This window comes from Mycoplasma sp. 6243 (assembly GCF_051200785.1).
In the GTDB taxonomy this organism is placed as follows: domain Bacteria; phylum Bacillota_I; class Bacilli_A; order Mycoplasmatales; family Metamycoplasmataceae; genus Mycoplasmopsis.
The window spans coordinates 1-21,349 of sequence record NZ_CP195154.1; the positions used below are offsets into that span (position 1 = coordinate 1).

Sequence of the window (21,349 nt, forward strand, 5' to 3'; positions counted from 1 at the left end):
AAAAAAATGTTGTTAATAAGTATTAATATATGTATATTTTAGCAGTAGAAGTTGTGAATAACTTTTATATTTGCTTGGTATTTTATCATTATTTTTAATTATTCTTGTAAGTGTATATTATTTACTTTATAATTTAATTTATGAATGATGAAGTTGTTAAAAACATAAACAATTATGAAGATGTTAAACTCGATTCATTGACTGAACAACTTAAAAGTTATTTAAGGAACGAAATAACAGACAATGTTATTTGAAAGTCTTTCTTTTTTAAGATGAAAATCATTGATTTTAGTAGAAACATATTAGTTATATATATACCACTAGAACAAGAGCAATCACTTTTAGGATTAAATGGTTTTTATAAAGAAATTTTTGATAAAGCAATAAAGGAAATATTTGGAACACAAGTTTTTTATAAATTAACAATAAAAAACAAAACAGAATATCAAAAAGAAACAGAAGAAGAACAAAGAAAAATTAATTCTAAAGTTATCACAAAAGAAGAAAAGAAAAAATTATCAAACAACTTTGTTCGAAATCAAACATTTGATAATTATTTAAAAGATGGTTTTAATGAAGAAGTTGTTGAAATTTGTCAAAATTTAATTAACAATCCTTTTGGTTTGAATACTTTATATATTTTTGGTAGTTCTGGTATAGGAAAAACCCACCTTTTACATGCGATAGGAAACGAATTTGTTAAAGCAGGTAAAAAAGGTTATTATATTTCTCCTAACTCTTTTACAAGACAAATTTCTTCTTTATTAATGTCAAATGAATCTTTAAAGATTTCTAACTTAATTAAGTTTTTTACAGAATTAGATTTAGTTGTTTTTGATGATTTTCAACTTTTTGGTGATGGACAAAAAAAACAAACTAAAAATTTCATATACGAAATTATAGATGGAAGAATCCAAAGCAATAAACTTACAGTAGTTGCTGCTGAACTTAATATACACGACTTAGAAAATAAATTTGATGACAGACTTATAACAAGATTGGAATCTGGTTTAATTACTAAAATTAAAAATCCAAACGAAAAAGAAATGTATAACTTATTGGGTTTTGTTCTTGATTTAGAAGGTTTTGATTTTCATATATTAGATGAAAATTCAAAACAATTTATAGTTAAAAATCACTTTAGTTCAATTCGTGCTTTATTGGGTGCAGCTAAACGTGTTTCTTTTTCTCGAAACAAACTTATTAATACAAATTATGTTTATGATGTTATTCAAAAAATTTTCGCTGATGTTGTAAGACAGCAAGTCGAAATCAATTCAGAAAGTATTATTAAGGCAGTTGCTAAATATTATCGGATATCCGAAAAAGATATATATGGTTCATCTAGAAAAAAAGAAATAGTTGTTGCAAGACATATAGCTATCATATTAGTGAATAGTTTTCTTTCTCTTTCATCCACAGAAATAGGAAAGATATTCAATAAAGATCACACAACTATATTAAATGCTATTAAGAAAATTAACAATGATGTATATGACAAATCAATTCAAAAAACTATCGAACAACTTTCTCGGGAAATCCGTGGTTTAAAATAAACATTTATACATAAATAAATAAGTTGTTAATAGTTCAAAAAGTTAAATTTTTAAGGTTTTTATAGCTTATTTTATGCTTTTTAGTTTTAAAGCACTTATTCACAAGAAATTATATAAATAATAAGGGGAAATTTATGAAATTTACAATATCAAAAAATGTTATTGATAATAATATAGATTTTTTATGTTCTTATAACGATAATAATGATGCTTTTGTTCCGTATCGTGGTATTTATTTTAAAATAGATGCAGATAAACTTGTTTTGATTTCAGCAAAAAATAACTTAGCGGCTAGAATTATAATTAATGTAGATGAAAAAGATTTATCAGTAGATGAAGCAGGAATATTTTTAATTAGTTCAAACATATTAAGAACCATAATTAAAAAAATGGATAATAGAATAACATTTGAAAGTTATGGACAAAATATAAAAATTTATGACAAGACAACTAAATATACTTTAACACAATTAAATTCTGATTCATATCCTTTTATCAATTTCGATTTAAAGAAAAATCAATTTACTATAAAATCAAAAATTTTAGAAGAAGCAATTAATAATGTTTCAATATCTACTTCACAAGGAACAAACGAAAGATTAACTGCTCTTTTATATAAATGTATAAATATAAAAAATACTGATATAAATAAACTGCGTTTGACAGCGACAGATAGTTTTAGATTATCAAGTTTATTAATAAATATAAATAAAGAAATAAATATAAACGTGATTGTTGAAGCTAAAAATTTAAAGAAACTTATTTTTAAAGATATGCCTGAAGAAATAGTAGTATTTTTTGATGAAGAAAAAATCGGTATATCTGCAAATAACTTAGTTATTTTTACTAATTTAACAAAACTAAATTATCTTGATATAAATAATTTTATAACACCTGTTTTTTCTAAAACATTAAGTATAGAAAAAGAAGAATTTTTAAAATTAATAAATAAGGTTGTTTTTTATAACTCTGATAAAGTACGTAGATTATCATTTTTTATAAATCAAGAAGAATTAAAACTAAGTTTTGAAGTCCCTGAACTTGGTATATCTCAAGCATCAACAAAAAATATTACTTATAATGGAAAACCTTTAGAAATGGATATAGATTTTCAATTTATTAAAGATGCTGTTTCTGTATTACCAAACGGAAAAATATACTTAAAAATAAACGAGACAAATGATCGTATTTTTGTTCTTTCAGATGAAAACAAAAATCATATACAACTAATTACTCCTATAAGAAGGTATTAATATGAATATAAAAATAAAAGGTAAGTTTATCAAACTGGGACAATTTCTTAAAAAAATAGAAGAAATAGACTCAGGTGGACAAGCAAAATTATATTTACAAGAAAATAACATAAAAATAAACGGAAAAACCCCCGAAGGAAGAAGTTCAAAAATATATATAAATGATATTGTTTGAGTAAATAATGATGTATACAAAATAACAAGTATTGATTCAGAAATATAAAATCTAAGATAATTCTTAGATTTTATTTAAAAAACTCATATTTATGGCAAAAATACGGAAATAATTTCTTTTAAAAACAAAATAATTAAGTTTTTATTATTAATTAATAAAGATAATAAATAATTTTTCTATAATTAATATTATAGGAGGATATTATGAAATATGACGTTGTTATTATTGGTGGTGGTATTATCGGTGCTTCGATAGCATATGAACTATCACAATATAAATTAAAAATTTTGCTTTTAGAAAAAAATCCAGTTTTTGCTGATGAAACATCTAGAGGTAATTCAGGAGCAATCCACGGAGGTTTTGATCCAGAACCAGGTAAAGTAGAAGCAAAATTAAATGTTTTAGGTAATCAATTATGAAGAGAAAAAATATTTAAATATTTAGATTTTCCTAGAGCACAAGTTGATTCGTTAATTTTAGCATTTAACGAAGAAGAAATGGAGCATGTCCATATGCTTTATGAACGCGGAATTATAAATAAAGTGCCTGCTGAATTCATGAAAGTTCTTACAAAAGAAGAAGTTCTTAAAAAAGAGCCGAATGTAAATCCTGATGTTCATGGAGCTCTTTTATGCACAAGTTCATGAGCAATAGATCCCGTTCGTGCAACATTTGCATTTTTAGGTGCTGCAGAAAACAACGGAGTTGAATTGCGAAATAATGCAGCAGTCAAAGATATAGAGTTTGATGAAACAGACTTTAAAATTCATATAAATAAAAAAGAAGTAATAACTGCTTCTGTTGTAATTAATGCTGCTGGGCACTATGCAGACGTTTTAGCCGAAAAAGCAGGTTATGGTGATTTTAAACAAACAACCAGACGTGGTGAGTATAGAATTCTTGCGCGTTCTGAAGGTGGTGTGGTTAATTCTATATGCTTTAAAGTTCCTACAATTCACGGAAAAGGCGTTATCGTTGCACCTATGCTAGATGGACATGTAATGGTGGGACCTACAGCAGAAGAGGGTGTTCCTAAAGATCAAACTCGGGTTGTGACAAAAGAAAAATTTGATTATATCGGTCAAATAGGAACACAAATTATTCCTTCACTTCGTTTAGATCGTACTATTATGACACTTGCCGGATCGCGTCCAATTGACATAGAAACAAATGATTTTGTTATAAGACCAGCAAAGAAAAATGCAAGATTTATAAATGCAGCAGGAATGCAATCACCAGCTATTGCTTCTGCTCCAGCTATTGCACAAGAAATAGCAAAATTAGTAGAAAAAGCAGGATTGGAATTAGAAAAAAAAGAACATTTCAATCCTAAATACAAAGTTAGATTTTAAAAGGAAGATATGATTAGTAAATTTAAAGGACTTACATACAAACAAATCATTGCTTTAGTTATTTTAGCAGCTTGTGATGTGTTTGTAATTGCAGCTCCATATTATATTAAAAATATAATACCTAATTTACACACATATTTGAATATACGTGAAGATCAAGTTGCTTCCCTTACATCGATAATAGGATGAGTTACCTTAGTTACTCAATTACCGGGGGGGGTCCTTGCCAACAAATTCAGTTCAAGATGATTGTTGTTTATAGCAGTATTTTCAACAGGAATAATAACTTTTTGGTTTGGTGGGGTGATTTGAAACTCAAGTACATATTCAAAAGAAAGTGTGTTTATTCAATATTCAATTATATTTGGATTATGAGGTGTTTCATCAACATTAGTATTCTGAACACCCTTATGAAAACTTGTTTCCCAACAAACAACTAAGGAAAATCAAGGTTTAGCATACGGGATACAAGGAACAGCAAACGGTTTAATCGGATTATTATTTGTGTTCTTTATTGGAATTATGATTACTACATACTGAGCACCAAAGGATGTTAGTTCACATATACCATTTTCAACTTATGCATTCTTAATAGCATCATTTTTAGTGGTTACATCAGTGCTTGTATTAGTTTTAGTTCCTGAAAAACCAATGCAAAAGAATAATGATAAACTTTCTTGAGCAAAGGTTAAAAAGAACATTTTAGAGGTTTATAAAGCCTTAAAAAACTGAAAATTATGAGCTTTATCATTATTTGTAATGGGTATGTATACTTTCCAAAGTGTCTTTGCTTACTATTTGTTACAATTGATTCAAAATTCATATTCAGCACCCGTAATACTTGTAACTGTTTTGGGTGGATTAAGAACATATGGACTTAGAACGATTGTATCAACATTTATAGGTCGTTGAGCAGACAAATTTAGAAGTTATATATTATTCTTATTAATTACAACAGGAATAGGAATTATTGTTTTAGGAATTATTATTCTACTGGGATTTGCACCTAAATCAGCCTCTGTTGCTGTGATAGTTATAAGTAGTATTTTATACTTATTAGCAGGGATTTTATCTTGGGCTATGGTTACATTAAGATATACACAAGTTGGTGAAATACATATTGAAAAGAATTCTTATGCTTCATCGGTTGGGATTTTATCGTTTATCGGATTTTCAACCGATGCTTGATTATATAATGTAACAGCTGCAGTGGGTAAAAGATATACAGAAAATAATTCGACAAATACATCTCAAACAGGATATCAAATTATTCTTGTGATTACACTTGCAATAGCGATTATCGGACTAATTGCAGGTGTTATAGTTCATATCGCTAACAGTAAAGAACTAAAGAAACTCGGAAAAACAAATTATAGATGGAGAACATTAGAAAATGCTTAGTAAACAATTAATTTTAGGACACAGAGGTTATTCGGGTATCGCACCTGAAAACACAAAGTTGTCATTTGAAATGGCATATCAATTTAATTTTGATGGAGTTGAACTTGATGTTCATTTAACAAAAGATAAAGAACTTGTTATCATCCATGATGAAACAACAAATCGAACATCATTGACATCAAAGGAAATTGAATTTACAACATTAGCAGATCTTCGTAAAGATGATCATTCAAAATTCTTTAAATTTAAAACTCAACCACAAACTATTTTAACCTTAGAAGAGTTTTTAGATGCATATATAGACAAATTTCAGGTAATTAATGTTGAAATTAAAACTGATCAAAAAGATTATAAAGGGATCGAAGAAAAATTACATAAATTATCTGAAAAATATGGTGATAAATACTTTGAAAAAATAGTATTTTCATCATTTAATTTCCAAACCTTAAGAAATATGCACAAAATTTCTTCAAAATACCGTTTGGGATTTCTTTTTTGGACTCAAACACAATTTAATTCTATTTCTGTTACAGAGATTAAAGAAATTTGCGAATTCTTAAATCCTTGATGGGTTTTATATGATAAAGATAAAGAAAAATATAAAAAAATCAACTTACCTTTGATGTTATGAACATTAAAAGACAAGAAGAAATTTGATGAATATGCTAATGATTCATTGGTTTATGCTCAAATAAGTAACTATAAATTCGAAAAGAAATAATAGAGGTTGTATGACAGATAAATATATTATTACACTTGATTCAGGTACCACATCATGTCGCACATTAGTAGTCGACCATGATGGGAATATAAAAGCAAGTGCTCAAAGTGAATTTACCCAATATTTTCCTAAATCAGGTTGAGTAGAACACGATCCACTTGAAATATGAAATACACAACTTTCAACTATGCAAACTGCTAAACATGCAGCAAAAATTAAATCTCATGATATTGCAGCGTTAGGGATTACAAATCAACGTGAAACAGTGGTTTTATGAGATAAAGAAACAGGATTACCTGTATATAACGCGATTGTTTGACAAGATCGTAGAACAGCTGAATTTTGTGACACCTTAATAAAAGATGGTAAAGAAGAAATGTTTCGTTCTAAAACAGGATTAATTATTAATCCATATTTTTCAGGAACAAAAATTCGTTGAATCTTAAAAAATATTAAAGAAGCTCAAGAAAAACTTGCACAAGGAAAATTGCTTGCAGGAACAATTGATACATGACTAATATGAAAATTAACAAACGGAAAAGTACACGCAACTGATGTATCTAACGCTTCTAGAACATTGTTATTTAATATTCATACACTTGATTGAGATCAAGAAATTTTAGATTTATTAGAAATACCAAAATCAATTCTTCCTAAAGTGAAATCATCATCAGGACACTTTGGAGTGGTAAGTCCATACCATTGATCAAATAAAGCGTTAGGACAAGTTCCTATTACAGGTGTTGCTGGAGATCAACAATCAGCATTATTTGGACAATTATGTACTGAAGTTGGTATGGTTAAAAATACTTATGGTACAGGATGTTTTACACTTGTAAATACCGGTAATGAGGCAGTTGATTCAAAAAACAAACTTCTTACTACTATTGCTTGAAAACTAGGTGATCAAAAAGTTGTTTATGCCCTTGAAGGTTCGGTTTTTGTTGCCGGTGCAGCGATTCAGTGACTTCGTGATTCGGTTGGATTGTTATATAACGCAGCAGAATCAGACTTTTTTGCTTCATTAGTAAACGATGATCAAAGAGTTTATGTGGTTCCATCATTTACTGGTTTAGGAGCACCATATTGAGATTCATATTCTCGTGGAGCAATTTTTGGTTTAGAACGTGGAAGCAAACGTGAACATATTATTAAGGCAACCTTAGATTCTATTGCTTATCAATCAAATGACTTGATCTCAGCGATGCAAAAAGATTTAGGTAAACCAATTGTGGCTTTAAAAGTTGATGGAGGTGCATCTAATTCTAACTACTTAATGCAATTTCAAGCTTCAATTTCAAATTTAAAAGTTGAAAGACCTAAAAATATTGAAACAACTGCCTTAGGTGCTTCATATTTAGCTGGTTTAGCGGTAGGTTACTGGAAAGATTTAGAAGAAATTAAACAAATAAATCAAATTGACCGTGTATTTTCACCATCATTTAGTCAAGAAAAGATTAATCACTTGCTTAAAGGCTGACAAACAGCGGTTAAAAAGACATTAAATTGAACTAAAGATATAGAATAGGAGAAATATGGATTATCATTTTTGATTAACGGTATTATCAGAATTTTTAGGTACAATGGTGCTTATTATTTTAGGTAATGGTGTTAATTACTCTGTGTCTGGTAGAAAAATGTTTGCAAATCAACCAGGAAAATGAACAGTAATCATTTTTGGTTGAGGTATAGCAGTTATGGCGGGTGTTTTAGTCTCAAGATCTCTTGGTGGTTTCGGACATTTAAATCCTGCTGTAAGTATTTATGGTGCGATAAGCAATAAAGATGCAACCTTATTGATATATATACCGTTTCAATTATTAGGTGCGATGGTAGGACAAATAGTTTTAGATTTTATAAATTGAAAACACATTCAAGAAACAGAATTATCTGCTATACGAAGTTCACATTGCACCGGACCAGTATATGATAACAAAAAAGACAAAGCATTAATTTTTAACTTTTCTTATGAATTAGTAGGAACATTAATGTTGGTTGGAGTTATTTTAGCATTTAATCGTGGTGCAGCAGCAAAAGATGTTGCTAGTTTAGGTCCTTTACCTGTAACTTGATTAGTTGTAGGTATCGGTGCTTCTATCGGTGCTTCAACAGGATATGCTATTAATCCGGCACGTGATTTTGGACCAAGAATAATTTATTGATTCTTAGAATCGATAATGCTTAAAAAACGTAAAAGTGAACATATAGGAGCAAACTGAAAATATTCATGATTACCTGTGGTAGCACCATCATTAGCAGGAGCAATAATTGGACTGTTTGCGTTAATTCATTAGAAAGTTATTATGAAGAAAATATTAAATAACCCACAAAACATAGTTGATGAAATGTTAGAGGGTTTTGTAAAAGTTAACAAAAATGTTAAAAGAGTTACTGGATTTAATGTTATTTATAATCCAAACTTTGATAAAAACAAAATTGCTTTAATTTCTGGGGGTGGTTCAGGACACGAACCAGCACACGCCGGATATGTAGGACAAGGAATGCTTGCAGCAGCGGTTGCTGGTGAAGTATTTACATCACCTACACCTGATCAAGTTGAATCAGCAATCAACCAAATAGACTCACAAGCAGGAACATTACTGATTATCAAAAACTATACAGGTGATAAATTAAACTTTGAAATAGCCCAACAACTTGCACAAGCGAATGGAAAAAATGTTGAAAGTGTTTTAGTTGACGATGATGTTGCTGTTGAAAATTCAACTTGAACTATTGGTCGTCGTGGAATTGCTGGAACAGTTTTTGTACATAAAATAGCAGGTGCAGCAGCAGAAAAAGGATTAAATTTATCAGAAGTAAAAAGAATTGCAGAAAAAGTAATTAAAAATGTAAGAACATTTGGAATTTCACTAAATTCAATTTTTATCCCTACCACAGGTAAAGAATCGTTTTCTTTAAAAGAAGATGAAATAGAATTTGGATTAGGGATTCATGGAGAACCTGGAGTAAAAAGAGAAAGAATTAAATCATCAAAAGAAATAGTTAAAGAAATGTTAGATCTAATATTAAATGATTTAGATTATAGCAATTCTGATGTAGCTTTAATGGTAAATGGACTTGGTGGAACACCAGAAATGGAATTATATATTGCTGCTAATGATATTCATAATTATCTACAAACAAAGAATATAAATATTTATAGCAGTCATTTAGGTAATTTTATGACTTCCTTAGAGATGCAAGGATTTTCTATTTCACTACTTAAATTAGATTCTGAATTAAAAGAAATGCTTGATGCACCAACCGAGGTAAGAAATTGGAAGTAAAATATCAGAACTTAGTTGATGCAATGCATCAGATAAATATAGATTTGCAAGATAATCAAGATTATTTATCTTCGCTAGATCAAGCGATAGGTGATGGTGATCATGGATTTAATATGGTGCGGGGTTTTGTTAAAGTTGCTGAAATAAGACCTAATAACCTTGATTTAAGTGGTTATTTAAATCAAGTTGGTAGAACTTTGATGTCAGTTGTTGGAGGTGCTTCTGGACCTTTGTATGGTATGGCATTTTTACAAAGTGGAAATACACTTAGAGGAAGTGAGAAGTTTGACCTTGTTGAATTTAAAACCTTAATTGAAACTTTTGCAGCTTCACTTGAAAAACTTGGTAGAGCTTCGCTAAATGAAAAAACAATGTATGATGTTTGAAAACCACTTGCAAGTTATTTAGAAAATAAAAATAACTTGCAGCAAAAAGAAAAAGATAACTTAATAGAGTTTGTCAAATCACTTTCTGATAAAACTAAAGAAATGCAAGCAAACAAAGGAAGAGCATCATATTTAAAAGAAAGATCGATTGGAACTGTTGATCCAGGATCTTATTCAAGTTATTTAATACTTAAAAACCTAATTAAGGTGCTTTAATGAAATTGTTTATTATTGTTAGTCATTATTTAAAACTTGCACAGACTATTAAAGAATACTTGTTAAAAATGTTGCCTATAAAAAAAGAAAATGTTAAAATAGAAGCAATAAGTGGGATAAATGAAGAATTAGGTACAGATCCTTTTAAAATTTTAGAAGTAATCCAATCTAATCCTGATATAAGTGAAATATTTATCTTCCCTGATTTAGGTTCTGCTGTATTATCAGCTGAATCAATGATACCTATGATAGAGGATAAAAAAGTATTTATCAGTAAGGGAGCAATTGTTGAAAACACATTTGCTGCATATGTTTTAGCCAATGCAGGTGCAGACTTTGAATCTGTTTGTCAAGCAAGTTTAGCACCTTTACAAAAATAAAACCAAGTTTATAAAACTTGGTTTTATTAATTATCAAATGGTTTAAAAAACCAAGGAAGTGGGTACATATTTGGATTTATTGCATTCATTTTCATCATATATGAAGCAAGTGATTTAGTGTTGTTTAATATTAATGGATTTTGTCCATCTCAGTTGATCCCAAAATAATTATAAAAGTTTTTACTATAGGTTCAACTTTGTAAAAATCTTAAAGGAGCACCAGAATTTATAGCGTGAATTATTAAACAAAATTTTACTAATTACTATAGTATATAATTTTGTAAGGATTTAATAATGAACAATAACTTTGAATTATCTAATTTCAGAAAAACAAGACTGATAAATTTACAAACAGTAATGCAATTTAGTGATTTAACAATACAGAGTTTAGCAAAAAAATCGGAAAATCTCTCGTAACTGTTATTAAATATAAGAAAATTATATAAAAGGGAGAAGAAGTTTATTAAAAAATTTGTTCTTCATAAGAATAGAGATAACATTCATGCCTGAAAATACTCAAATGAAGAGATAAAGAAATTAGCAGAAGATTATAATAATAAAAAACTCCTCACTTAGCGACGGGAAGAGTTCAACAGATTCATATTTGAGTTTGTTTTTATATAATGAAAAAATAAACTCGAATATATCTTACTCTCAATTTCATAAAAGACTAATAAAATTAGGTGTTATATCTGCTTTTGCTTATAAAAGTGACGAAAATTCTGCAAAAAATATGTAAAGTATGCAAAATTAACGAATAAGGAATATCTTTTTGATAATATGGTTTTTAAAAAACCTAAGAAAAAGAAGTAATTAGAACCGAACAAAGACGAAATTTCTCATTTGGTCAAAGGGTAGAAATAGATGGATGCTCACACAAATTCTTAAATAATAAAGAAATAACATTAATTGGTTCCATTGATGTAGCAACAGGTTTAATTTTGTCATTACATTTTGAGAAAAAAGCAGAATCATTAAATGGACATCAATCAAATATTGAAAAAATGATAAATAATTATGGAATTCCACAAATGATTATTACAGATAACAGAAAGAATTTTTATAATTCTGCTGAATCAAATGCTTCTACATATAATGCCGTAAGAGATTTAGGAATAGAATTTATAACCACTTCTGAATCAAACGGAAAACCACATATTGAACGTTTTTGAGATTTTGCACAAAAGAGAATTCCAAGTTGAATAAAAGACCACAATTATAAAACAATTGAAGAATTGAACCAAAATATAGGTGAATTAATGAATTATTTAAATATTACAAGAAAAAGTGTTATACAAAATCCACAAAGTAATTTCTTTAGACAACCACATAAAGAATACCTAGAAAATTACTTTGATTTAGAGATAAAAAGAAAAATTAATGCTGCTGCAGTAACTTATAATAATGTAAATTATGCACCCTATGAAAATGACAAAAGAATTAAAATTAATAGCAGCACAGATATAAAATTTGTCATAGGAACAGACGAAAAATTATATTTTAGAACCAAAAATAAAAGATATGAAGCAAAACCGATATCTACAAAAGATATGACTCATTATGAGAAAATAGCATTCTGAAAAACGCTTGCATTAGGGGTAAAAGAAGTATAAATCATATCAAGACTTCTTTCGAGTGGTTTCTCCTTTAATAAATTACTTGATTTAAAAATTAGAAAAATTGCTTCATCTGATAAATATACAAATTGATGAAATAAAAATATTGCAACAAATACTAGATGAACTCGAAGATGCTCGTAAAAAACTCGATAACATCACAAATTTATAAAATCAAACAAACAAAATTTATGAATATTTTACCAAAGCAGTGCCTGGGATTTTCCTTTACAGGAAAATCGTTTAAAACATACACATACAAATGTTTTTAAGGGTTTCTCACTTTTACCACTTCTAACCCCCGCCTAATGCTACAAAATAGGTAGGGAATTTTCTTTTTGAAAAAAAGAAACAAAAAACTTTATATCTGTGGCAGATACGCAAATATTTTATTTGCTACAAGCTCACTTTTTCAGATTTTGTTTTTTATATTTTTATATAAAGGTGTTTTATTATAAAAAGTAAACAGAAAAATCTTAAATTAAATTTTTTATGGTATTAAAAAAACTGGTAAAAAGTGATTAATCCTGCTTTATGCTATATAATTTTTATACATTGTAACTATGTAAAGTTTTGAATAATATTTCAGACTTAAAGGAGCACCAGAATTTATAGTAGAAATATAATTATTATCAGCACCCATAACACCTGTACCAGAATTACCGGCATTAAAATATGCAGGTGTATATCCATCTTGTCGGTTAAATCCGACATTTTGATCACTAAAGATAGCGCGATTTAATAAATATCCATTTTCTTTTGCATAAGGATAACCATTCATTACAAACTGAGCCCGAACTGAGGAGAATGATTCTAGATTTTGCCCATTGGTATTAAGTTTTAATGGAGGTAATTTATATCAGTTTTCAAACCATGCTGCTCGAACGAATTGTCCACTGTTATAAGCTTGTTCAATTACAGGTTTGATATCAACAATAGCAACTGTCATATCGGCAAAAGCTGGATTTTGCCCATTTAAATCAAGTTGCTTCAAACCTGTTCAAACTATAGCAGCTTTAATGTTTTTTGGTGTATAAACATTGTTTTGGCCTGCATCAACATTGTTAGAATAGTTATCTAAAGCGATATTCATATACCTACCTGCTTCAAAACGATTAGGTAAATTGTTTCCTTGCAGCGAATCTATATCGAATTTATTACCACCTTCAACATGGTTGTTAGTAATAATGTAAAATAAACCACTATTTGGATCATCATTTACTTTTGCTAGCATTGTAGCAGTTCCGCGAGAATAACCAAACGTTCTAGATTTTGCATTATTAACTAAATCTATATTTACATCATTTTCTTTTCAACTACGATGTAAGAATTTGTTATCTTGCAAATACCCATCATGTAGTTTAAAATCAACATTTTGGTTTGGATTATATCAACTTAAATCGTATGCTTTCGGATCACTTATGAATGTTATCGGTTCGTTTTCTTGATTGTAATCTAATTTTGTATAATCAAAAATATTAGTTTTTACACCAAAATTTTCTTCAACATTGTTTTCATATTCAATATGTATTGCAGCAGCATTTGATGCAAGCAGAAATGATTTATTTGGATCAAATTCATCAAATTTATCACTGTTATAAAATTTTGCATCACCGATTCCGTATAAGTATCTTAATAAGTTACCAACAACTAATTTGTACTTTGCATCAGTTATCTTGAAAACAAAATTAATATCACCTGAGTCATTTAATGTAGCAGTCAATGAAAAAGGTATATGAGGAAGTTCTTTTGAAACTTTTTCATAAAAAACATTAGATGTATGTGAATTTATAGTGATAGTTTTTTGAGTTTTTAATTTATCGTAATCTATTTCAAAATCATATCCACCTTTGTTTTGGTGAACTCTATCAGAAATTCTTGACTTTCTTTTTGCGTTTTGAACTAAAACATTTCCAAAAAGATGTAAATATATTTTTCGATGGTTTGAATTATTGGATTCAAAAGTTTTAGCAAGATATTTAGATTTTAAAATTCAATGAGTAGCATTATTTTCCTTGTCAAAAGTTCATAATGCATCTTTATAATATAATTCAATTTCCCTGCTTCTAAAAATTGAATTTTTCTTGTATACAGTTGTTAAAGGTTTTTCTTTTGAAATATCTAAATCAACTTTAACTTCATTATTAGAGTTTCCTAATAAATATCATGTTCTACCGAAAATAGTTCTTCCTGGTTTCTCGTATTTTAAGGTTACATAGACATTATCACCTGCTTTAACAAGTTTATCAAGTTTAATATAATCTTTTGCAACCGTGTAATCATTGTATGTTAGTACATTAGGATTTATGGTAATAAATTGATTAAAATTGCTTGCAGAAAGATTTTTAGCAACAAAGTTGCTTGATAAAGTTAAATCGGATTTTTTAATATTATTTAATATAACTTCAGGATATAATTTATCTTTATAATCGTTTTTTAAATTAACCAATGTGATAGAGTGATTAATATGATATCTTTTGTTTGTGTTTGTTTTATCTATAAATCCTAATTTGAATATCATCTTTCCGTGTTCAGGATTTTGAACATCGTAGAAATAAATAAAATATTTCTTATTTATTTCATTTAAATTTAATGTATTTAAAACATCTGTTGATAAAGATATATCATCGTAATTGTATTCGTTTTTGTTGGTATTTTCTTTTTTGAAATTATCAGTTTCACCTTTAAATTCTTCTTTTTTTTCATCGGGTTCTGCTGTTGTGTTTTTAAATGCAAGTAAGTAATTAAGCATTATTTGTGCATTTTGCTTTACTATATCAGTTGGAACTAACACACTGTATTTAACTTCACTGTGTCCTGTAAATTCAGCAAGGACTTTGCGATATTCAAAGTTTTTACTATTAATTTTATTAATGGTATCTTTATCTTTTTGATCAATTTCGTTATTTTCTCTTCGTGAAGGTGTTGGTTTAAAGTCATCATCAGTAAATTTGTTATTATTTTTAGGTTTAATATCACGATATTGAATAGGTTTTCAATATTTGATATCTAGCGTTAAATTATCATAATCACTTTGATTTAATTTGATTTCATTACCATTTCCATCTTTAATTGAAAAAGTAATTAAAGCATTATCGGTAAAATGTTTACCTGCTGATTCGATAGCCGATGATTTAGCATATATCTGATATTCACCTATTTTAGGAATTATATAGACATCATTGAATGTATCTTTTGGGTTTCTTTGGATTATTGAATAATTATTATGTGTGTTATTTAGATTTTTAATTTTTATAAGGTTAAAAAGTTTTGAACCAGATTTATCCCTAAAAATTTCAAAAATCTTATCCAGTGCTTTTTGTTGACTTTTCGTTAAATTATCAATTCTATCAAAATTTTGTGTTGTAAAACGAAGCGAGATTTCTTTTTTTAATTGTCCTTTTGTAACTAGAAAATTGAATATAGCAGATGATTTAGTCGGATCACCTGGATCAATTTCAAAAAAGTGATTATTGGTAGTTTTTAAATCAATCGTAGCATCAGATGGAATATTATAATTAACTCAAGGATTGTTTTCTTTAAACCACATTAAAACAATGTTTTTTATTTGCATTGCTGAAAGTTTATTTGAATGATCTGCTGCATCATCAAGTAAAGGAAAATTTTTCTCGTTGTTTTTTGTTGTTGGTTCAACAAAAAAATCTTTATTATTAAATTGACTCTTTATTTTTTCATAAAAAGGTTCAATGTTATGTTTTCAAAATCATCATCTAAATAAACCTGCTTTTGTAAAAGCATTGTGATATTCTTTGTATTGTCCGTTGCTTCCTGTTTCGTTGTAATATTTTGTGTTACCTAAATAAATAGGGTTAACATAAAGATTTACAGGTTTATAATAATCGCTTTGTTTGAAAGCATTATTTAAGGAAATAGAAGCATCAAAAGTTTGATTATCTTCAGGTAAAAAATCTATTGAGTTTAAACTTGATACATTTAATGTTTTAATTATATGATTATTAAATAGTAGTTCTATATTCAAATTTAATTTATTATTTAAATCAAAGAAAGTAGTTGAATTTTCTTTGATTTTAAATTTAAAGTAGTTGTTAATATATGTTTGTTTGATAGATAAGTTATCTTTAAGAATTTGTAATGTAATATCACTTTTTTTATAAAGACCTAAATTAAAATAATTAATATTATATATTTCATCGAGATTTTTAATCGACGATTCATTAATAATGTTATTTACATCTTTTTCAGTATTATTAATGCTTAATTCACTTGTTACATCACCGCTTCAGACATTATTTTTAGCAGATGCATGATATGTTAAAATCAAAGTATTTTTATTATCATCTTTTAAATTTATATCAGTTAATTTATAGTTAAATTGATTACTTTTTGGCTCTTGTAACCATAATTTTGTATTTTTAAGATTAAAAGAAAGAGAAGTTAAATAACGATTTAAATCATATTTTGAGAGTCGATCATCAAGTTTTACATTAAGTTGTTTTTGTGCTTGTTTCTGATAATCATTGTTATTAAACAAGGACATAAAAATTAACAGAAAATTAACATTGTATCATCTCGGCATATTGCAGAGGTGATTTTCAATCTAAAACAGATTGAATTCGTTTTGTATTATATCAAATTATGTATTGGTGTATTAGTTTTTTTAATTCATCGAAGTAATTTTTGAATAATCTACCTTTTTTAGTCATTCAGATTTTAAGCATGAAAATCAATACTCTATTTCTCTATTATCCAAAGAATTACCAACTCTTGAAAATGAAACTTTTCCATTCTTTCTTTCTATCATATCAATATAGTATTTTGAAGTATATTGATATCCATGATCAGAATGGATTATAAAAGAATCACGATTAAAATCTTTAATATTTTTAAAGTTATCAATAACAAGTTCTAAGTTGTTTTTGGTGGATATTGAATATCCTAAAATTCTTTTAGTTTTATGTTCAATAATTGCAGATAAGAATATATGGTTTTGGAAAGGTTTTAGAGTCGGCAGGAGCAGGGATATATGTTACATCAGTAGCGATGATTCCTCTAGAATCTTTATCATTAAAATCTCTTTTAACTAGATCTTCTTTTTGAAAATTTGTATTCTTTTTTCACGAACTTTTTCTTATTACGAACAAAAGATTTTATATTTAAATATTTCATTATTCTTCCTAAAGTCCTGTAATTTATGTATATTCCGTATTTTTCTCTTAATACAATAGACATTTTTACACGACCATAAACTTGCTTGTTTTCGTAAAAAACTTTCAGGATTATTTCTCTGTACTGCTCGTATTTTTCTTCCTTTTTGCTTATTGAATTTGTTTTTCATTTTGAGATAGTTTGTCTAGTTGCATCTAATATTTCTGCTGTCTTAGTTTGTGATAAGTCTTCTAATTCATGAGACTCATTTTTCTTTTGATTCTTATCCATTTTTTCTGCGATTTCATAGTATCGAGTCGCGATAATTATTAGATCTTGTCTGGTAAATTTTTCAAAATTTGGAACCTTAGATTTCTTGTCTTTCTTCGGTCTTCCAGAACCTGGTTTTCTTTGTGAACCACTTTTGGTTAATAATTGATTTTCCATATTTAAATTATAATATGAAACAATTTTTTTCAATCTATTTCTTAAACTTGTTGATTTAATAAAGATTAATTTTGAACTGATTTCTTTCATAAAATATAAAAGCTTTTTCGGTTCCTTCACTTGAATAAATTTCAAAAATTTTATCAAATTCTTCCTTCTTAAAATGCTTTGACATTGCTTTCCTTTCTTTAATATTTTTGGGTGCGGACACCCCTAGGGGTGTTGGTTAATCCTATTAATAAAACAAAAAGATTAACAGAATTAATTGTTAATCTTTTTGTCCTACTTTATATTTTGATTATCTTTTTTATCTAATAATGAATCGAGTTTTTGCTTTCATAGAATCTAAGTTATTAATAAGTGTTTCCCTTAGATTCAAGATATGATTTAGATCGAATGTTTTAAGTTTTAAATCAGAAGTAAAAAACCTTAAAACAGCAGCAGAAAGTGAATTTAATTGATTTAAATCATCTTGACTGATATTGGATTTATCTAACTGTGATTGAGTGCTATAAGTTATGTTCAACTTGTTAAAAATATCTATAAACGAACTTAATTGATTGGTCTAAACATGGACACTTTTGTGGTACTAAAAATGTGTTTTGTTAAAAATTGAATTCTCTCCAACATTGTTGTGGAGTTTTCCGATTTAAAACTGATTGGAATCTAATTTTATTATAAAAATTTATATATTCATCAATTAATTGATAAATTTCGTTAAATGTTAATTTATTTAAGTTGTATAAATTTAAGCATTCTGATTTTATAACAGAAAAGAAATATTCTGATTCTCTGTTGTCCAGTGAATTTCCTATTCGTGACATTGAAATTTGAGCATTTAATTTTTGTGTTAACTTTATATATTCTTTTGAAGAATATTGATATCCGTGATCGGAATGAAGTATTCATTTATCTTTAAAATGAATTTTTGAAATATGCTCAATAACAAGTTTTGTGTCATTTGTTTCTGAAAGGTTTCAAGACACAACAGGCTTTTGTTTTGTGATGTATTGCAACTGATAAATATAAATGATTTGATTCTGAATCTTTTGGAGCAGTAATATATGAAACATCTCAGAGAAACAATGTTATTCTTTTCACCGTTATAATCTCTTTGCACAAGATCGATAAATTTTACATTTATATCCTTTTTTCTTTTTTTCTTTTCTTTTGTCTAACGAGACATTTTAAAGAAAATTTGTTCATTATTCTCCCTATTTTCCTGTAATTTAGGTTTATTTTATATTTTTTGTAGATGTAAATCGATAATCTTACACGACCATATAAACCTTTATTTTCTTTGAAAGATTTAATAACAAGTTCTTCATCAGAAGTATTTTTAGACTTCTGGTTTTGGTAAATTAATTTGTTTCTTTCATCTGAAATAACTAGTTCTTGAAATACCTAAAAGGTAAAGAATTTTGTTTAACGAAACATAAGAATTTAACTTCTTAATTTTTGAAATTGCTTCATCTAAATCGATTTCATTATTTGTGGATTCAGTAAAAATTTTCAAAATTTCTATCACAAACTCTTTGCTGTAATTATTCAGTTCATCGTATTTAATGTTTAACTTAATTTTCTTTCTTCCGACACCTTTATTTTTCTTCAAAGACTTTCCTGTCTTGCTGCATAAATTCATATTTAAATTATATATTTTTATCTTATTTTTGAAATTTTTAATTACTTCTTTTGTTAATTTTGTATTTCTAATTTTGCAAAATTCAATTCAAAAAATATTTACTTCAATTTTAGATTTACAACTTTGATATTTTTCGATTCAAAACTTTCATTGTTCGTGAGTTAGGTGTTTTGCCATATTTTTACTCCTTTTTTATCAAAAAAATCGCCGGGGTGGTACCACCCCGGCGTCCTACTTTAGTCTTTTGATTAATATCAGCTGCTATTTTTTGTGTTGATATATATTCATCAAGTTGCTTTTTTAAATCATTTGAAAAATTATTATTATCTTTGATTTTGTTAAACTCAGATAAAGCATTTTGGTAAACTTGATTACCGTTTATATTGTTTAAAAAAGAAGAAATTAAACTTATATATGTATTTAGTTTTTCTAGATAATTGTTATCTGTGGCTATATTTTCAATGTTTTTTAATAATTTTGAATTAGAAGCATCATCAAATGAATTTTTTGAAATTTGTTCATCTAATTTAGTTTTATTATCGCTGTTTATATAGTTAATATCATTATCTGTTTTTAATTGATTATATTTATCTAAAAGTATATTTAATTTTTCTTTTTCTTTGTTTAATTTATTTGCTCTACTTAAAAGTGTATTAATTTCATTGGAAATTAATACATTATCAATAGCATTAATAAATTGTGATTTAGTATCGTTTGTTAAAAGATTGAATGAAGTTATTTGATTTTTTGCTTGATTTTTAAGATTGTTTAGTTGAGTATTTGATTTATTTTTGTTTTTTAAACTATCAATTTCAGCATTTATTTGCTCTAAAATACTTTGGTATTGTATAGTCAATTTGTTAATATCATCAAACTTTTTTGTTGATATATTTAATGTGTTAAATTGTTCAAAATATTGCTTGAGTTCCGAAACATTTTGATGAGAATTTTTGATATTGGAAATTTCATCAAAAACAAATTTATTTGACTGTAAAATAGTCAAAAAAGAATTAAAACCGTTAATTCCATCTTGTTTTAGTAAAATTTGCAAAAATTTATCATTTGATAAATCATAATATGAAGAAAATTTACTTATTTCTTGTAAAAAAGTGTCATATTTTGCTTTAAATTTTACATAATTATCAATGGTAGAACTAATTTGAGCATCTTCATTAATAATTTTGTCCTTATATTCATCTATGTTTTTTGAATTCACACTTTTCAATTGATTAAGCAACAGGTTAATTGATTCATCTACATTTATATTTGAATTGATTAACGTAAAATATTTGGAAATATTTGCATCTGATAAATATGTTTTTAACTGTGAAACCTTTAAAAAAGCATTTTTTCAGTCTGTTAAATAATTTTTAAAAGATGTTAAAAACTTATTGAAATCTTTTTCTTTTACATCCTTTATAATCTTTCTTAAATCAGGTTTATAAGCGTTTGTTTGTGTTGGTAAACCTTTTCATTCTATAGTTTGTTCTATTTTAATAACAGACTGATTTTGATATTTCTTTTGTGATTCCAATGCTAAATTATTATGAGTTAAACCTATTCCTAAACCTACTGCTGTTGCTAAAACAGCAGAAGATGCTAATGTAGCAGCAGTTATAATTATTTTTGTTTTCTTTTTCATAATTACCTATATTTATATATTTATATTTTAGATTATTTAAAAATATAATGAAATTTCTTATAAAGTTCGCATTTAGTCCTTTTTTTGTTCTCTTTCGATAAAAATAAATAATAAAAATGCAACTGCATTTATAAATGATTAGAAAAAT

General features: G+C 27.0%; 21 protein-coding genes. 13 read left to right on the forward strand and 8 right to left on the reverse strand.

Annotated features, from left to right (window positions below):
* The first annotated feature begins 140 nt into the window (after window positions 1-140).
* The 13 genes from ACR82Z_RS00005 (at window position 141) to ACR82Z_RS00065 (ending at window position 12,340) form a co-directional block, all read left to right on the forward strand.
* Window positions 141-1,556 carry a helix-turn-helix domain-containing protein gene (locus ACR82Z_RS00005; protein WP_435129504.1) on the forward strand — a complete coding sequence of 472 codons (1,416 nt, stop codon included), beginning with the start codon at window positions 141-143 and terminating at the stop codon, window positions 1,554-1,556.
* A gap of 134 nt (window positions 1,557-1,690) precedes the next feature.
* A complete protein-coding gene (locus tag ACR82Z_RS00010; protein ID WP_435129507.1) occupies window positions 1,691-2,809 on the forward strand; it encodes a DNA polymerase III subunit beta in 1,119 nt (372 codons plus the stop codon).
* 1 nt (window position 2,810) lies between these two features.
* Complete coding sequence (locus ACR82Z_RS00015) at window positions 2,811-3,032, forward strand: RNA-binding S4 domain-containing protein (RefSeq protein WP_435129510.1); 222 nt, start codon at window positions 2,811-2,813, stop codon at window positions 3,030-3,032.
* 155 nt (window positions 3,033-3,187) lie between these two features.
* A complete protein-coding gene (glpO, locus tag ACR82Z_RS00020) occupies window positions 3,188-4,336 on the forward strand; it encodes a type 2 glycerol-3-phosphate oxidase (RefSeq protein WP_435129513.1) in 1,149 nt (382 codons plus the stop codon).
* A gap of 9 nt (window positions 4,337-4,345) precedes the next feature.
* Entirely contained in the window at window positions 4,346-5,737 is a 1,392-nt protein-coding gene (locus ACR82Z_RS00025; RefSeq protein WP_435129516.1) for an MFS transporter, read from the forward strand.
* Window positions 5,730-6,458: a glycerophosphodiester phosphodiesterase family protein gene (locus ACR82Z_RS00030; protein WP_435129518.1), complete on the forward strand. Its 729-nt coding sequence runs from the start codon at window positions 5,730-5,732 to the stop codon at window positions 6,456-6,458. The genes ACR82Z_RS00025 and ACR82Z_RS00030 overlap by 8 nt, the downstream gene beginning before the upstream one ends.
* A 10-nt stretch (window positions 6,459-6,468) precedes the next feature.
* Entirely contained in the window at window positions 6,469-7,986 is a 1,518-nt protein-coding gene (glpK, locus tag ACR82Z_RS00035) for a glycerol kinase GlpK (RefSeq protein WP_435129521.1), read from the forward strand.
* Between the two features lie 7 nt (window positions 7,987-7,993).
* Window positions 7,994-8,752, forward strand: coding sequence for an MIP/aquaporin family protein (locus tag ACR82Z_RS00040; RefSeq protein WP_435129524.1), 759 nt, complete (start codon window positions 7,994-7,996; stop codon window positions 8,750-8,752).
* A 9-nt stretch (window positions 8,753-8,761) separates the two neighbouring features.
* Window positions 8,762-9,745 carry a dihydroxyacetone kinase subunit DhaK gene (gene dhaK, locus ACR82Z_RS00045; protein WP_435129527.1) on the forward strand — a complete coding sequence of 328 codons (984 nt, stop codon included), beginning with the start codon at window positions 8,762-8,764 and terminating at the stop codon, window positions 9,743-9,745.
* Complete coding sequence (dhaL, locus tag ACR82Z_RS00050; protein ID WP_435129530.1) at window positions 9,736-10,347, forward strand: dihydroxyacetone kinase subunit DhaL; 612 nt, start codon at window positions 9,736-9,738, stop codon at window positions 10,345-10,347. Before dhaK ends, dhaL begins: the two co-directional genes overlap by 10 nt.
* Entirely contained in the window at window positions 10,347-10,727 is a 381-nt protein-coding gene (locus ACR82Z_RS00055) for a PTS-dependent dihydroxyacetone kinase phosphotransferase subunit DhaM (RefSeq protein ID WP_435129533.1), read from the forward strand. Before dhaL ends, ACR82Z_RS00055 begins: the two co-directional genes overlap by 1 nt.
* 294 nt (window positions 10,728-11,021) lie before the next feature.
* Window positions 11,022-11,144 carry a hypothetical protein gene (locus tag ACR82Z_RS00060; protein WP_435129216.1) on the forward strand — a complete coding sequence of 41 codons (123 nt, stop codon included), beginning with the start codon at window positions 11,022-11,024 and terminating at the stop codon, window positions 11,142-11,144.
* Between the two features lie 524 nt (window positions 11,145-11,668).
* Complete coding sequence (locus ACR82Z_RS00065; protein ID WP_435129536.1) at window positions 11,669-12,340, forward strand: hypothetical protein; 672 nt, start codon at window positions 11,669-11,671, stop codon at window positions 12,338-12,340.
* A 535-nt stretch (window positions 12,341-12,875) separates the two neighbouring features.
* Here ACR82Z_RS00065 and ACR82Z_RS00070 read toward each other — a convergent pair.
* From ACR82Z_RS00070 to ACR82Z_RS00105, 8 genes are all read right to left on the reverse strand, one after another.
* Window positions 12,876-16,901: an MGA_1079 family surface serine endopeptidase gene (locus ACR82Z_RS00070; RefSeq protein WP_435129539.1), complete on the reverse strand. Its 4,026-nt coding sequence runs from the start codon at window positions 16,899-16,901 to the stop codon at window positions 12,876-12,878.
* 81 nt (window positions 16,902-16,982) lie between these two features.
* A complete protein-coding gene (locus ACR82Z_RS00075; protein WP_435130651.1) occupies window positions 16,983-17,348 on the reverse strand; it encodes a DDE-type integrase/transposase/recombinase in 366 nt (121 codons plus the stop codon).
* A 53-nt stretch (window positions 17,349-17,401) separates the two neighbouring features.
* A complete protein-coding gene (locus tag ACR82Z_RS00080; protein ID WP_435129541.1) occupies window positions 17,402-17,917 on the reverse strand; it encodes a transposase in 516 nt (171 codons plus the stop codon).
* A gap of 307 nt (window positions 17,918-18,224) precedes the next feature.
* Window positions 18,225-18,443: a hypothetical protein gene (locus ACR82Z_RS00085; protein ID WP_435129544.1), complete on the reverse strand. Its 219-nt coding sequence runs from the start codon at window positions 18,441-18,443 to the stop codon at window positions 18,225-18,227.
* Between the two features lie 79 nt (window positions 18,444-18,522).
* Window positions 18,523-18,990, reverse strand: a complete 468-nt coding sequence (locus ACR82Z_RS00090; protein ID WP_435129547.1) for a transposase — start codon at window positions 18,988-18,990, stop codon at window positions 18,523-18,525.
* A 67-nt stretch (window positions 18,991-19,057) separates the two neighbouring features.
* Window positions 19,058-19,303 (reverse strand): transposase, encoded by a 246-nt coding sequence (locus tag ACR82Z_RS00095; protein WP_435130653.1) that lies wholly within the window; start codon window positions 19,301-19,303, stop codon window positions 19,058-19,060.
* The gene (locus ACR82Z_RS00100) at window positions 19,257-19,736 is read right to left on the reverse strand and encodes a hypothetical protein (RefSeq protein WP_435129550.1); all 480 of its coding nucleotides are present in this window, start codon (window positions 19,734-19,736) and stop codon (window positions 19,257-19,259) included. The genes ACR82Z_RS00095 and ACR82Z_RS00100 overlap by 47 nt, the downstream gene beginning before the upstream one ends.
* A gap of 4 nt (window positions 19,737-19,740) precedes the next feature.
* Window positions 19,741-21,201 carry a hypothetical protein gene (locus ACR82Z_RS00105; protein WP_435129553.1) on the reverse strand — a complete coding sequence of 487 codons (1,461 nt, stop codon included), beginning with the start codon at window positions 21,199-21,201 and terminating at the stop codon, window positions 19,741-19,743.
* Window positions 21,202-21,349: the final 148 nt, after the last annotated feature.